At 64.5% G+C, this 12,478-nt stretch carries 12 protein-coding genes; 4 read left to right on the top strand and 8 right to left on the bottom strand.

Going from position 1 to position 12,478, the window contains the following annotated elements; genetic code table 11:
- Positions 1-7: 7 nt before the first annotated feature.
- The 7 genes from KF708_00735 to KF708_00705 form a co-directional block, all read right to left on the bottom strand.
- A complete protein-coding gene (locus KF708_00735; GenBank protein MBX3411211.1) occupies positions 8-805 on the bottom strand; it encodes a hypothetical protein in 798 nt (265 codons plus the stop codon).
- Positions 806-870: 65 nt separating this feature from the next.
- Positions 871-2,457, bottom strand: coding sequence for a type VI secretion system contractile sheath large subunit (gene tssC / locus KF708_00730; protein ID MBX3411210.1), 1,587 nt, complete (start codon positions 2,455-2,457; stop codon positions 871-873).
- Between the two features lie 60 nt (positions 2,458-2,517).
- Complete coding sequence (gene tssC / locus KF708_00725) at positions 2,518-4,017, bottom strand: type VI secretion system contractile sheath large subunit (protein ID MBX3411209.1); 1,500 nt, start codon at positions 4,015-4,017, stop codon at positions 2,518-2,520.
- Positions 4,014-4,553 carry a type VI secretion system contractile sheath small subunit gene (gene tssB / locus KF708_00720; GenBank protein MBX3411208.1) on the bottom strand — a complete coding sequence of 180 codons (540 nt, stop codon included), beginning with the start codon at positions 4,551-4,553 and terminating at the stop codon, positions 4,014-4,016. Before tssB ends, tssC (KF708_00725) begins: the two co-directional genes overlap by 4 nt.
- A 282-nt stretch (positions 4,554-4,835) precedes the next feature.
- Positions 4,836-5,957, bottom strand: coding sequence for a type VI secretion system protein TssA (tssA, locus tag KF708_00715; protein ID MBX3411207.1), 1,122 nt, complete (start codon positions 5,955-5,957; stop codon positions 4,836-4,838).
- A 310-nt stretch (positions 5,958-6,267) separates the two neighbouring features.
- Positions 6,268-6,975, bottom strand: a complete 708-nt coding sequence (locus tag KF708_00710) for a sigma-70 family RNA polymerase sigma factor (GenBank protein MBX3411206.1) — start codon at positions 6,973-6,975, stop codon at positions 6,268-6,270.
- Positions 6,972-7,388 (bottom strand): hypothetical protein, encoded by a 417-nt coding sequence (locus KF708_00705; GenBank protein MBX3411205.1) that lies wholly within the window; start codon positions 7,386-7,388, stop codon positions 6,972-6,974. The genes KF708_00710 and KF708_00705 overlap by 4 nt, the downstream gene beginning before the upstream one ends.
- A 242-nt stretch (positions 7,389-7,630) precedes the next feature.
- Between KF708_00705 and KF708_00700 the strand changes: the two genes are divergently transcribed.
- The gene (locus KF708_00700; GenBank protein ID MBX3411204.1) at positions 7,631-8,491 is read left to right on the top strand and encodes a heme-dependent peroxidase; all 861 of its coding nucleotides are present in this window, start codon (positions 7,631-7,633) and stop codon (positions 8,489-8,491) included.
- 37 nt (positions 8,492-8,528) lie between these two features.
- Here KF708_00700 and KF708_00695 read toward each other — a convergent pair whose 3' ends face one another.
- Complete coding sequence (locus tag KF708_00695) at positions 8,529-9,308, bottom strand: hypothetical protein (protein ID MBX3411203.1); 780 nt, start codon at positions 9,306-9,308, stop codon at positions 8,529-8,531.
- Positions 9,309-9,489: 181 nt separating this feature from the next.
- Between KF708_00695 and KF708_00690 the strand changes: the two genes are divergently transcribed.
- From KF708_00690 to KF708_00680, 3 genes are all read left to right on the top strand, one after another.
- Entirely contained in the window at positions 9,490-11,352 is a 1,863-nt protein-coding gene (locus KF708_00690) for a hypothetical protein (protein ID MBX3411202.1), read from the top strand.
- Between the two features lie 102 nt (positions 11,353-11,454).
- Positions 11,455-12,162, top strand: coding sequence for a YggS family pyridoxal phosphate-dependent enzyme (locus KF708_00685; protein ID MBX3411201.1), 708 nt, complete (start codon positions 11,455-11,457; stop codon positions 12,160-12,162).
- On the top strand, positions 12,159-12,455 hold the full coding sequence (locus KF708_00680) for a DUF167 domain-containing protein (GenBank protein ID MBX3411200.1): 297 nt from the start codon (positions 12,159-12,161) through the stop codon (positions 12,453-12,455). The genes KF708_00685 and KF708_00680 overlap by 4 nt, the downstream gene beginning before the upstream one ends.
- Positions 12,456-12,478: the final 23 nt, after the last annotated feature.

The following is a 12,478-nucleotide window of genomic DNA, read 5'->3' as shown; positions in this document are numbered from 1 at the left end:
GCTGCTCTCAGGATTGGTCGCCGATGGTGAGCGTTTCCAGTTCCAGAATCGTGCGATCTCGATCCCCGACGAGAAACGTGCGCAGACCCCGGCCGGACACCGGAGCGCCGTCTCCGCCACGCCAATCGGTGGCGCGCCCCAGGCGCAATGGATCGTCGGCCTCGGCCGCGGCGCCGGCGTAGATTGTCGGCAAGTAGACCTCGCCGTCGGGCCCGCCGCGCACGATCATATGCGCCCGCCGCCAGAGCAGGTCGCGCGGACGCTGTGGCGGACGGAACTCGAGATACTGCACCGCCTCGATCGGCACCCAATAATATTTGCCCGTGCTGGTGAGCACCTCGAAGAAGCTGGCGGTCAGGTCGTCGCAGTCGCGAAGATCGTCGAACGGTTCGCCGTTGCACGTACCGGAAGGATGGGGGCGTTCCTCTTCCGCTTTGGCCAGCAGCGCCACGGCCTCGTCCGCTTTCCCCTCGCGAAGCAGGATCGACGCCTCCAGGTGCAGCTTCAATCCATCGCCGGGCAGATCGAGGAATTCGGGGACGGCCCCTGCCTGATAGAACTGCTGCCGCGCCAGTTCGCCCCGCACGAGCTGGCGAAACAGGGCCACGCCCATCAGGGCCTGAGGATCTTGATGCCCGAGAGCATCGAGTTGCTTGTCGACGCGCTCCATGTCTCCGGTGAAGGCGAGCAGTTCGCAGAGGAACCCGCGCCGCGCCGTATCGGTCGGATGTTTCTTGACCTCGTCGAGCGCCGCCGTGACGGCCGCGGTGAGATCGCCGAGCTGGTAGAGTTCTTTGGCGTTCATGGGGTTTCCAGGATCCGCAGTTGGATGAAGCGAGTCTTTCGCACCGCCAGGGACGAGCAACGACATCAGGTCTGTTTCGGCTGGCTCAGATCGGTCACGAGTCGCACCGAGGAGGTCAAATCTTCGAGTTGGAAATGCGGACGCAGGTGGACGATCGACTGGTACGCGCCGGGCTTTCCGGGCCGTTCGCGCACTTCGACCTTGGCCTCGCGCAGCGGGTACTGCGCTTTCACCTCGGCGGTGGCCTCGGAGTCGGGCGTGACGTACTTGTGCAGCCAGCTATGGACAAAGTTCTGCACGTCGGCCGCTTCGGCCAGGGTGCCAATCTTATCGCGGACGATCACCTTCACATAATGCGCGAAGCGCGACACGCAGAGCATGTACTGCAACATTGACGAGATGCGGGCATTGTTGGTTGCCGCCTGCTCGTCGTATTTCTTCGGCTTTTGCGTCGAAGGACAGCCGTAGAACGCGGCGAACTCCGTGTCGGAGCAATCGCATAGCGGCAGAAAGCCGAGATCGCCCAACTCGTTCTCCTGCTGATCGGTGACGATCACCTCGGTCGATGACTTGATCGCCACGCCACGTTTGTCGGTATCGAAGCTCTGCACCGGCAGCCCCGTGACCAGGCCCCCCCCTTCCACGCCGCGCTCGACCCCGCGAATCTCGGCCAGCCAGCCACTTTCGCCAAAGGCACGCACCACGACCGAGGCAAAGGCATACGCCGCGTTGCCCCACAGATACTGGCTACGGTCGGGACGGGACGTGTCCTCGCGAAACGTGAACTGATCGACGCGACTGGTCGTGTCCTCGTAAGGCAACCGAGCCAGCACCCGCGGCAGCGCGAGCCCCACGAAACGAGAGTCCTCCTGATCGCGGAAGCGGCGCCACTTGATGTATTCGAGCTGCTCGAACGTGCGCGGCAGATTGATCGGCCATTCGAGCTGCGTGAAGCTGTCGAGCCCGAACAAGGCGGGATCGGCCCCCGCGATGAAGGGGGCGAAGCTGGCTGCCGCCACGCCCGACAGCGTGCTCAGCACGTTCAGATCATCGACCGGGTGGTCGGCACTGGGCACGTGGCGCACCGTGTAATCGCCAATCAGCAGGCCGTACGGTTCGCCGCCGGGCGAGTCGAACTCATCGCCGTAGACCTTGCGAAAGATCTGGCTCTGGTCGAAATCGACGGCTCGTTCCGCGTCGCGGGCGAGATCGTCCCAACTGGCATTGAGCAGCTTGATCTTGACGTTCTCGGCATTCGACGCCTGCTCGACCAGGTAGTGCAGCATCCGCCAAGACGACTCGAGCGCCTGAAAACGGGGCGTGTGCAAGATGGCGTTCACCTGCGCGTTGAGCAGGCCGTCGATCCGCGCGACGTCGCGGCTGAGCAACTGCTTCAACTGGTCGACCGTGGTGACGTGACTGGGAATGCCGATCAGGCGAAACCAGCCCGACAGCGCCGCGGCGGTCGAACGTTCGCCGACAAAGTCTTCGAGCCGGCTGATGGCCTGCTCTTGTTGCTGCGGATCGGCGATCAGGTCGAAGAGATCGATCCGCGGGGGCGCAGCCGGAGCGCCCGCCGCCGGACGAGCCGGGGAGGCGGGCTCGCGGTACGACGTCACGTCGCGTCGCGTTTCGCTCGAACCGGCGCTCATCCGATGGCCTCACGCTGCGCGGCAGGGCGCGTGCTCGACACGCCCTGCCGCTGCCGGCGTTTACTTCTGCAGTTGCGGAATATTGGCCACCATGCGGAGCGAGGCGGTCAACTCCTCCATCTGCAGCCAGGGGCGCAGATGGGCCACGGCGTGGTAGCTGCCCGGCTTGCCCGGAATCTCCTTCACCTCGATCTTGGCCTCGCGCAGCGGATAGCGCGCCCGCACCGAGGCCGGCGGGTTCGGATCGGCGCTGACGTAGTTCATGATCCAGCGCTCCAGCCAATCCTGGCAGTCCTTGGCCTCCATGAACGAGCCGATCTTGTCGCGCGCGATCACCTTCAGGTAATGCGCGATCCGCGACGTGGCCATCATGTAGGGCAGACGGGCCGAAATGGCCGCGTTCGCCGTCGCGTTCGGGCGATCGTACTTCTTCGGCTTCTGCGTCGTCTGAGCGCCGAAGAACACCGCGTAGTCCGTGTTCTTGTAGTGGCACAACGGCAGGAACCCGAGCTTGCTGAGCTCCGCTTCGCGACGATCGGTGATCGCGATCTCGGTCGGGCACTTGAGGTCCTTGTCCCCTTCGTCCGTCGTAAAGACGTGCGCGGGCAGCCCCTCGACCTTACCGCCGTTCTCCGCACCGCGAATGGCCGTACACCAACCGGTTTGCGCAAAGGCGTCGGTCAGCTTCGTGCCCATCACGTACGAGGCGTTCATCCAGCAGTATTCGTCGTGCTTGAGCTCCTTGGGCTTACCCCTGGTGTCGAGCTCCCCCTCTTCGTAGTTGAACTCTTCGACCGGCTTCGTGGCGGCGCCATACGGCAGCCGGGCAAGCGCCCTGGGCATCGTCAGGCAGACGAAGCGCGAATCCTCCGAATCGCGGTAGGAATTCCACTTCGTGTATTCCAGATCCATGAAGATCTTTTCCAAGTCGCGCGGATTCGCGAGCTCGGTGAAGCTGTCCATGCCGAACAGGTTTGGCGTCGCGGCCGCGATGAAGGGGCAGAACGCCGCCGCCGCCACGTTCGACATCTTGGCCAGCGTGTCGACATCTTCCGGATGGTTCGTGAACTCGTAGTCGCCGATCAGCGCGCCGTAAGGCTCGCCCCCCGGCTGGCCGAATTCGTTCTCGTACAGCTTCTTGAACGTCTGGCTCTGATCGAATTCGACCGCGCGATCGAGATCCTTGAACAGATCGCGCTTCGAGCAGTTGAAGACCTTCAACTTGAGCTGGGCGCTCGTCTCGGTGTTCATCACCAGGTAGTGCAGCCCGCGCCACGTCCCCTCGAGCTTGGTGAACTCGGGCGAGTGCATGATCGCCGCCAACTGCTTGGAAATGACGACGTCGATCGCCTGGATGCCTTCGTTCACCGTCCGGGTGACGTTCTTGTTCCAGGTGACCGTTCCGCGCAGCGCTTCCTCGGTCAGCGTCTTGATCAGCTCCTCGGCGCGATTGCGTTCGGTCTGCTTGGTCGCGGCAATGGCGGCCTCGAGCAACCCGCCGGCTTTCGTCGACGTGGCCTCGGCCTTGCCGCTGGATGCTGCTTGTTCGCCGGCGCTCATTCCTTACCTCCCTCTTCCGCAGGTGCGCTGCCCCCTTCGCCGAGCCCCAGCTCCTGCGAAAGCTCTTTCAGCTTGGTGGTGTTCTTCAACACGTCTTCCAACACGTTTTCCAAATCGGTCGAGCGATCGACCTTCGTCAGCAGATCGCGCAGCTTGTTGCGCGTCTCGAGCAGCCGCTTGAGCGGCTCGACCTGGCTCACCACCGCCGCGGGCGAGAAATCGTCCATCGAACGGAACTTCAATTCCACGGCCATCTCCGTGCCGTCGCCGGCCAGCGTGTTCTCGACACGCATGCTCACGCCGGGGGTCATCTTGGCCATCACCTCGTTGAAATTGTCACGATCGATCATCGTGAACTTGCGATCCTTCAGCGGCGGCAGCTTCTCGGTCGGATTGCCCGAGAAATCTCCCATCACGCCGACCACGAATGGCAATTCCTTCTCGACAACGGCTCCTTCCGTTTCGACCTGGTAGGTAATATGCACACGCGGCTTGCGGACCCGCTCGAGCTTGTCGTGGATACTGCTGGAACTCATGACTTGAACTCTCCCCGGTTGTACAGCGACTCCCGCCAATGGCGCGACTGAGATTCTAACGAAGAGACCGGCGCCCGCCTAACATGTTTTCACGAAACCGCCTACGAAAACCCTCCTGAACAGCCCCCCCGGGCGCCTCGGTGGGGGGATCGCCGTCGAACCACCGACGACGACATGCCCGCCGGCAACGCCGGCGCGCTACCCAACTTCGACGACCGCTACAACCCGCAAGTTCCCTCTCGTCGCCGACTCCTCATCTGCCGCGCGAAGCCGGTCCGGCGGCTACGGGTTCTCGGGGGGACGAATACCGACCAGACGGAACAAGTGATCGCGGGCAGACTCGTCCGGGATCAACTCGGTTAACAACTCGGGCAGGGGCATTTTGCCCCAGCGGACCGCCTGCTCCAACAGGTACGAGATCGGGGCATGCGGCTCCGTGCGGCGAAAGAAGTCCGCCACCTGCAGCAGCGTACGAAACGCATCGTCGCGGGCCATGATCTTGCGGTTGGCCGCGTTGCCGCCTGGGGCCTCGTCGCCCATCGCTTCCGCTGCGCCAACCTCTTCGCCGCCGGCGTCCCCCGTCGAAAATAAACTTTTCGTAATGTTGCGGACCACCTCGCCGGCCGCGGCGATGGCGTTGCGAATGTTCGAGCTCGGCGGCGAGATGCTCGATCCGCACAGTTCGTCGAAACGCTCGCTTAACTTGCCGAACTCGAGCTCGGCGGCATCGATGTCCTCCCACAGGTTGCGGAAGAACTCGGGGGACGTCTCGGCCACGGCACGGTCGAACATCTGCAACGTGACCGCCCCCTGCTCGATGCGCGCCGCGCGACGATCGGGATCGTCGATGGCGTCGAGCGATCCGGCCTGCTCGTACTGCCACGTCGAGAAGGCCGCATACGATCCGGCCTCGGTGATCGGAATGTTCTTGATCGGCGCGATCAACGTTCCTTCGGCGTCATCGCCATTGAGACCCGTGAACGGCGCCACGCGCGTGCGCAGGCCCTCTTCCTCGTCGGGCAGAGGATAGAGCCCATCCCAATAGCGCTCGACCAACTCGCGCGCCAGGCGCAGGCCGTCGCGCAATCCGGCGTAGCCGTGCTTGCGTACCAGCGCCTCGGTAAGCCAGGCGGCGACTTCGAGATCCTTCGACGTCTGCGCGAGGATCTGCGGTCCGAGTCGCAATACCTCGGTCCAGTTCGCGCCACCGGGATAGTCGCGCGCGGCTTGCTCGGGATCCTTCTCCAGCATGCGCTCGACCCCGCGCGCGGTCGAACGCGCATCCTTGATGGCGTAATAGAGCGAGGTGGGAGACCAATCGCTGCGAATGTCCTCGCCCGTCGGCTTGTCGCCTGGAATCGGGGCTAGCAGCGACTCGAAGTCGAGCACGTCAGGAGAAGCCATGGCGTTCGCGCGCGGCATCTTGGCCGGGTGAAAGAGGCAGATCGTCCATCGCGGGGCGAGATCGTCGGGCTTGCCAGGCGACGTACTGCCTTGACGCCGGCCGCCTCGTATCGAATCGATCGATCGTGCGGGCCCTAACGTACCCCGTGCGAGTATAAAATATAATTGGAACCCGGCGGCTGCCGAAGCAGAATTCCTGAACTCCCCAGGCCATCGGCGGGGCGAAACCAGGCCGGTTTTGTGCGTTCTGACGCCCCTGCCGGACGGCGCCGGGGGCGAGCCCCGCGCCGACTGGCGGCGAGCCGCGCGTCTAATCCGCCGCACCGATCATGCGGAGCGAGCGTGCCAGGCGTTCCAGCGTCTTGGCGTGCAGGCGGCTGGCCCAGGCCTTGCTGACCCCCAGGCGTTGTCCGGCTTCGGTCAGCGTGAGCCCTTCGAAGTAGGCCGCCCGAATCAGCCGGCCGGCTTCCTCGGGCAACGAGTCGATCAGCTCGTGCAGCTTCTGGCTCATCTCGCGATCGATGGCCGCGCCGTCGGGCGAAGGGGCCGACTCGTCCGCCAGTTCGGCCGCACGATCTTCGCCGTCGGCGTCGCGTTTGGTGGCCAGATAAACCACGGCCAACGACGTCGACACCTCCTTGAGCCAGCGGACTTCCTCCTCCATGCGATAGGCGGGCTGCTCCTGCGCTTCGCCCGACTCCCCCTCCAGCCGGAGCAGATCATTCGTCATCTGCTCGTAGCGCAGGTGATTGTATTGGGCGCGGCTGAACCAGCTCATCTTCGACAGGCCGTCGTAGATGGCCCCGCGAATGCGGTAATGGGCGAAGGTGATAAAGCGCACGCCGCGCGACGGGTCGAAATCGCGCGCTGCTTCAGCCAGCCCCAAGTTGCCGTAGCCGACCAGATCGTCGATCTCGACGTGGGCAGGACATTTGCGATGGATCGACCACGCCAGCGAGCGGACTAGTCCTTGTCCCTCGTAGATCAACTGCTGGCGCGATGGATCGATGCCGCTCATGTCGGATTCTCCGACCCCGGCATCTGCGCGAGATTTTCCCACATCGCGCGCAGGCGATCGCGCGAGGCCGCATCTTCGTACAGCGTATCGGCGATCAGGCCCGTGATCTCGCGCTGCGCCGCCTCGGCCAGCTTCCAACCGGTGAGCCGTTCGCGCAAGAGCGCCGCGATCAGATCGCTCACGACGGGGTTCCGCGAGAAGGGCGCGCCCCGGTGGCGCTGCACCACGTCGCGCAGGGCCTGCCATTCCTCGGGGACCAGCGGCTGGCCCGACGCGCCGCTCGAGAGCGTTTCGCGCAGCACCGATTCGAGCAGTTGCGGATCGGGGAGCGAACTGCTCGGCTTGGCCGCACTGCCAGCGGCTCGGTGGTCCGAGTTGCGATCCGCGCCAGCGCCAAAGGCCGAAGCCGCCATCGTGCTCACCCCACGGACAAAACGATCGGAATTGCCGCCAATGCTCCGCCGGCGCCGCAAGGCATCGCCTTGCCCTGGACCCACGCGCGGACAAGAGCCACCAAAACGATAAGCTAGCGCGCCGCCCGGCGCGAAGCAAGCTGCCAAATGCGGGGGCAGAAGTGTGGCCCTGGGTCTGTTATGATCCGGGGCGCAAACCCACCATTCAGTTCCCTTTCTCCCCCTGCGAGTAGTGCCATTCTATGAGCGAGGCGTCTCGACCCACGACCGGTTCTTCGGAAGTCTCCCGCGTCCCCTCCGAGGGCTGGCATTGCAGCCATCTGTACTACCGGTTCGATCGTCAGGCCCTGGCCCGCTTGACGCCGAACGACATTACGGCCGGACGCGTGCAGTTGGCCGCTACGCTCGACCCGCAGGGGCCACAGGCGACCGCTCGCCTGCAAACGTCGGTCGTCTCGGGACACAAGGCCGACTTCGGGCTCATGCTGCTCGATCCCGATCCGCTCAAGATCGACGCCGTCCACCAGCGGCTCATGTCGGGCATCTTCGGCGTGGTGCTCGAACCGACCTATTCGTTCGTCTCGCTCACCGAGGTTTCCGAGTACGTCCCTTCGGTCGAGCAGTACGGCAAACGGCTGGTCGAAGAGGGAGAAGACCCGAACGGCCCGGCGTATCAAGCCAAGCTCAAGGCGTATGAAAGCCGCGAGGTGATGATGCGCACGCAACGACTCACGCCCGAGTTGCCCCCTTGGCCGAACACCTGCTTCTATCCCATGAACAAGAAGCGGAAAGTGGGCGAAAACTGGTTCCTGCTCCCCTTCGAGGAGCGAAACCGCCTCATGGCCGAGCACGGACGCAGCGGCATGAAGTTCGGCGGCCGCGTGACGCAGCTCATCACCGTGGCGCTCGGACTCGACGACTGGGAATGGGGCGTCACGCTCTGGGCCCGCAATCCTGAGTTCCTGAAAGAGATCGTCTACACGATGCGCTTCGACGAGGCGAGCGCACGCTATGCCGAGTTCGGACCTTTCTACACGAGCTACGTCATGAGCCCGACCGAAATGCTCGACCACTGCCGCGTCGATGCCCGCGAACTCGATTAGACAGGTTGCAAGGGAGTTCGTGGGGCCGATGGGGGCCCTATTTTGCCTTGCCCGGCGCCACGGGCTTGAGCTTTGAAGAGAGCTTCTTCATTTTCGGCTCGAGCACGACGGTCACCTTCGCCTCGAGTGGCGGAATCAGATCCGTATTCGCCTCGAACAGCAGCGCGTCGTTCGCCTGGCTGCTTTCGATGGGCAGGTCGAGCATCGCACTGGGAAAGTTCGACACGCAAATCAGGTCGCCGTCGTCGGCCAGGTAATACTTCTGACCGGTCATCTCATCCTGCCAGAAGCCGCTCCCGCCGAAGACCCAGTTCGCGTCGAGGTTCTTGCCCGTGCGCATGTTGCGAATCCAGTCCTGGGCGCGAACGCGGCGCAACTGGTTCTTCTCGTCGTGCCAGTAAACCCAGACGTCGATTTCCGTGCCGCGCGCCGGGCGATACTTGGGTCGGAATTCGACGGGAGCGCCGGCCTCGGCCCCCAGCGCCAACAGGGCCGCATGGATCGCGTAGGCCTTCGACTTGATCGCCACGATCGATTCGTGCTCTTTCGTGCCCGCCACGCAGGCGAACATCTCGAGCGGCCCCTGTCGCAGGCAGATGGTTCCCCCCAGCACGACGCGTTTGTTGGCCGGGTCGATCCAGGCTTCATCGTCTGGAGCCAGCCGCTTGAGGCTCGGCGATTCGAGCGGATCGGCAAGGGGGGCCTCGGCAGCCTTTCCTTCGGTGGCGGGCTCCGCCGCCAAAAGGGGCTTCTCGACGACCGCCACCAGCAGGATCGCCACCAGCAGGCAGGCCAGGATTCGCGGCAAGTGAGACATGGCTTTTTTCCAGAATCGTGTTCGTTCGGGCGGGCCAGCGGCGGCAGGCACTTTACTAGGTGACGTTGAATTCTAAGATATCGGGTTCACGGAAATGCGTCCAACTCGGGAATACGCGGGCAAACGCCCCCTACGGGGCGTTCTCTGCCGAAATTGTCGAATTCAACGCGCAGGCGTGCGAATGAGACGACACGGAAACCGATTGCAACTCTCGGGGGTCGGCATGACGACGATTGAATCTCCCCGTGCGGCCGAGCGTTCTACGAGCAGCGCGGAACAATGGCTCGCAGAGTTCTTTGAAGAACGCACCTCGACGAGCAGTTCGGACGCCGACGGCGCCTGGGATCGGCACGCGGCTTGGAAGAGTTGGGTGCAGCATCTCGAAGAGCGACGCAAGCTGCCGGTCTGGCCAGCCGCACTCGATGGCAAGCGCTCGCCCCTGTGGTGGTCGCATTCCACGGGGCGCCGTGGCGCCGACACCGCCAGCCTGCTCGTGCAATTGGATCGCATCGTGATGCGGGGCAAACGTCCACGCGCAAGCGTGGTCGACGCCTTGCGAAGCTGGGTCGACGATCGCCCTAACCTGACGCGCGACGCCAGCGCGGCGCTCGAAGCGCTCGCCTGGTGCCAGGTGTTGCCCCCCCTGGCCAGCGAGACCCCGGCCGACGTCTGGTGGCGTGCGCTCGACCACCTGGTCCGCGCCACGCACGAGGCCGACGGCATGTCGCCGGCCGAGTCACCCCTCGTGCATCAGCTTTTGGCCGGCGAGTTGCCCCTCGCCATGGCCTATCGCTTTCCCGAGTTGCGCACCTGCCGCGACCTGGCGGAACGTGGAGAGCGCACGCTGGCCGCCGGGCTCGAAGAACTGCTCGACGAAGCCGGCATGGTCCATTGCTGCCAACTCGACGACCTGGTTCCACTGGTCGGTTGCTGGACGCGATCCTTCATCCTATCGGGCCGAGCATTCGACGATGAAGTGTGGCCCGAGGTCTCGCGCAAGCGCTATGCCAAAGTCGTCCGCAATCTGCTGCGTCTGACGCGCCGCGACGGAAGCTGGATGTTCGCTCCGGCCGAGGTAGCCACCTGGCGTCGCGATGTACTCCCCGTGGCGCTGCGACTGGCCGGCGACGAACGAGATCGCGCCGCGGCACGCGAGGCCCTGGCGCCCCGCGCGAAGGTGGGAGGAGCCCGCGCCCGCAAGCTGCGCGACGCCAGCCTGCATGCCGAGGAGGCGGGCGTGGCGCTGCTTCGCACGTCGTGGTCGCGCCGCAGCGAACTGCTCAGCGTGGCCTTCGGTGATGAAGTCGTGCAGACCGAACTGGTGCGCGGTGGCGATCGGTTCTGGTCCGGCACGTGGGGCTGCCAGGTCGCGCTCGAAGGTCGCCCCCTGCGGATGCAGGGAGACTGGCAATCGGTCTGCTGGCTGGCCGACGAGGAGGTCTCGTACCTCGAGCTTGAAGGCGAATTCGAAAACGACATCACCGTGCAACGCCAATTGGTGCTGGCGCGGCGCCATAAGTTTCTCTTGCTGGCCGATGTCGTCCTTGGCGCCGCCGAGCGAAACGTCTCGTACGAAGGCCGCTTGCCCCTGCTGGAAGGGGCCGAACTCCGCACCGCGGAAGACTCGCGCGAGGTGTACATCTCGGGCTGCGAGAACGATCTGCTCGTCTTGCCGCTGGCCCTCTCCGAATGGCGCAGCGAACCCAGCCCCGGCACGCTCGAGCGAGACGACGATGCGCTGCGACTGTCACACTCGGCCACCGATGGTCGATTGTATGCTCCGCTCTTCATCGATCTCGACGCGCGGCGCAGCAGCAAACCCTGCACCTGGCGGCGTCTGACCGTCGCCGAGCGCCGCGAAACGCTCCCCCCCAGCGTCGCGGCCGGATTCCGCGTGCAGGTGGGCAAGGATCAGTTCATGATCTATCGCTCGCTCGGGCCGACGGCCAATCGCACCCTGCTGGGCCAGAACCTGATCAGCGAGTTTCTCGTGGCGCGCTTCACGCGTGAGGGAACGACCGACGCCATCGTCGAGATTGAATAGCGCGGCATCGCCCGCCGGCCGCGGGGAACTATAATCGAATCGTGCCGCGACGCGATCGGACGTGCGTCGGGCGCGCCCCGCTCCCCCTGCCCTTGCCCAACCATGCCGTATACGGCCGCGCAAATCGCCGAGAATCTTGCCGCCGTGCGCGCCAGCATCGCCGATGCGGCCGCACGTAGCGGTCGCCCGGCCGACGCGATTACCCTGGTGTGCGTGACCAAGTACGCCGGCGTCGAGACAGCGCGGGCCGTCGCCGAGGCGGGCTGCTTCGATCTGGGCGAAAGCCGCCCACAAGAGCTGTGGCACAAACACGATACGCTTGCCAACCCGGCCCTTCGCTGGCACCTGATCGGGCATTTGCAGCGAAACAAGGTGGCCCGCACCCTCCCCTGCGCGTACCTGATCCACTCGGTCGACAGCCTCCGTCTGGCGGCGGCAATCGAGGAGAACGCCCGCAACCAGACCTCCCCCGCCCGGGTATTGATAGAGGTGAATATCTCGGACGAATCGGCCAAGCACGGATTCGCTCCGGAAGAGGTGGAGCAGGGACTGGTCGAGATGGCCCGATTGCCCCACCTTCGGGTGCTCGGCCTGATGGGGATGGCCAGTGGCGATGGCAAGCTCGCCACGGCGCAGCGTCAGTTCGCCAGCCTGCGAGAGTTGCGAGATCGCCTGGCGAGAAACTGTCCGCCCGAGATCTCGCTCGGCGAACTATCGATGGGCATGAGCCAGGACTATGGCGTGGCTATCGAGGAGGGGGCGACGCTGGTACGTGTCGGATCGGCGCTCTTCGAGGGAATCGAAACATGATCGCCCTGGAGACGTCGAGCGAGGGTGTTTTGCTACCCGTGCAGGCGAGACCTGCGGCACGCAAATGTGGCGTGCTGGGAGAACACGGCGGCGCGTTAAAATTCGGAGTAGCGGAAGCGGCCGAAAAAGGGCAAGCAAACCGGGCCTTGATCGAAGGACTTGCCGAGACGCTGGGCCTGCGGCCCAATCAGCTTTCGTTGGTTCGGGGAGCGACGTCGCGGGCGAAACGAGTCCTGGTACGCGGGATTAGCCAGCAGGAGCTCTCCGCCAGACTGGACAAACTGCTCTCGTGAGAGGATCGAAATCGACCATGATC

The sequence above is a fragment of the Pirellulales bacterium genome (assembly GCA_019636335.1).
Classification (GTDB): Bacteria; Planctomycetota; Planctomycetia; order Pirellulales; family JAEUIK01; genus JAHBXR01.
The sequence above is the reverse complement of the archived record's forward strand: the minus strand, read 5'-3'. Positions and strand labels throughout refer to the sequence as shown.

What these genes read in the sequence shown, in the direction of transcription:
- KF708_00735 (MBX3411211.1), bottom strand. Translation starts at nt 805, where the DNA reads ATGAACGCCAAAGAACTCTACCAGCTCGGCGATCTCACCGCGGCCGTC.
- tssC (MBX3411210.1), bottom strand. Translation starts at nt 2,457, where the DNA reads ATGAGCGCCGGTTCGAGCGAAACGCGACGCGACGTGACGTCGTACCGC.
- tssC (MBX3411209.1), bottom strand. Translation starts at nt 4,017, where the DNA reads ATGAGCGCCGGCGAACAAGCAGCATCCAGCGGCAAGGCCGAGGCCACG.
- tssB (MBX3411208.1), bottom strand. Translation starts at nt 4,553, where the DNA reads ATGAGTTCCAGCAGTATCCACGACAAGCTCGAGCGGGTCCGCAAGCCG.
- tssA (MBX3411207.1), bottom strand. Translation starts at nt 5,957, where the DNA reads ATGGCTTCTCCTGACGTGCTCGACTTCGAGTCGCTGCTAGCCCCGATT.
- KF708_00710 (MBX3411206.1), bottom strand. Translation starts at nt 6,975, where the DNA reads ATGAGCGGCATCGATCCATCGCGCCAGCAGTTGATCTACGAGGGACAA.
- KF708_00705 (MBX3411205.1), bottom strand. Translation starts at nt 7,388, where the DNA reads ATGGCGGCTTCGGCCTTTGGCGCTGGCGCGGATCGCAACTCGGACCAC.
- KF708_00700 (MBX3411204.1), top strand. Translation starts at nt 7,631, where the DNA reads ATGAGCGAGGCGTCTCGACCCACGACCGGTTCTTCGGAAGTCTCCCGC.
- KF708_00695 (MBX3411203.1), bottom strand. Translation starts at nt 9,308, where the DNA reads ATGTCTCACTTGCCGCGAATCCTGGCCTGCCTGCTGGTGGCGATCCTG.
- KF708_00690 (MBX3411202.1), top strand. Translation starts at nt 9,490, where the DNA reads ATGAGACGACACGGAAACCGATTGCAACTCTCGGGGGTCGGCATGACG.
- KF708_00685 (MBX3411201.1), top strand. Translation starts at nt 11,455, where the DNA reads ATGCCGTATACGGCCGCGCAAATCGCCGAGAATCTTGCCGCCGTGCGC.
- KF708_00680 (MBX3411200.1), top strand. Translation starts at nt 12,159, where the DNA reads ATGATCGCCCTGGAGACGTCGAGCGAGGGTGTTTTGCTACCCGTGCAG.